Origin of the sequence: Bradyrhizobium sp. 76 (assembly GCF_023073025.1) — a bacterium.
In the GTDB taxonomy this organism is placed as follows: domain Bacteria; phylum Pseudomonadota; class Alphaproteobacteria; order Rhizobiales; family Xanthobacteraceae; genus Bradyrhizobium.
The window spans coordinates 1-726 of sequence record NZ_JADPIS010000012.1; the positions used below are offsets into that span (position 1 = coordinate 1).

Consider the following 726-nt stretch of genomic DNA (forward strand, 5'->3'; position numbering starts at 1 on the left):
GTTCTCGCCCTCGTCAGAAGTCTGTCGCGATGTCCATGTTGCGCAAGAGCGATCCTGCGTCCGCGTATCGCGCAAAAATTTATGACGCAGTAAGACTAGCAGTCTGCTGAAAAACCTTGAAATGGAGAATTTTCATTTTTTCCGCCGGTCGTTTTTGGAGCGGCGCGGTAGAGTTGGATGTAATTTCTAGCTTGTTATTGAGTGTGCCCGGCGCGGGGTGGCTATGCGGCGAGCAGTTTGGGAATTCGGATCAGGTTATAGGCGATCAGATTAAGCAGGAAGTCGGCGGCGACGCGAGCGATGCCCCGATGTTTGGTCTTGCGCATGGTGCCATGCTGCTTGCCCCATCCGAAAATGCACTCGACCATCGCCCGGCGTGATTGCGACATGCCGTATCCCGGATGCCGCGTGGTTCGTTCGTCGATCGCGCTGTTACGGTTCTTGCCGGTTTTGGTGATGGCCTGGTTCTGTGTCACATGCGGCGTCACGCCGATGGCGCGAAGATTGGCGACATGATCGGCCGTATCGTACGCCTTGTCCTCACCAGCCGTGATGCGGCGACCTGCGGCTTTGCGTCTCGCCTTCAGCATGACCTCCGCAGCCCGGCGTTCGGCGGTGCCATTGGCATGCGTGACCCTGCCGGCCACCGCCAGCCCATGCCGGTTCTCCATGGTGGCGTGGCCCATATAGCAAAGCTTGGCCTCCCGTCCGGCCGCCTTGCGATAA

1 protein-coding gene is annotated in these 726 nt (G+C 58.8%); it reads right to left on the reverse strand.

Annotated features, from left to right (window positions below; genetic code table 11):
• Positions 1–221: 221 nt before the first annotated feature.
• Positions 222–726: transposase (locus IVB48_RS00320; RefSeq protein ID WP_247396326.1), on the reverse strand; the 505-nt coding region annotated here is incomplete at its 5' end.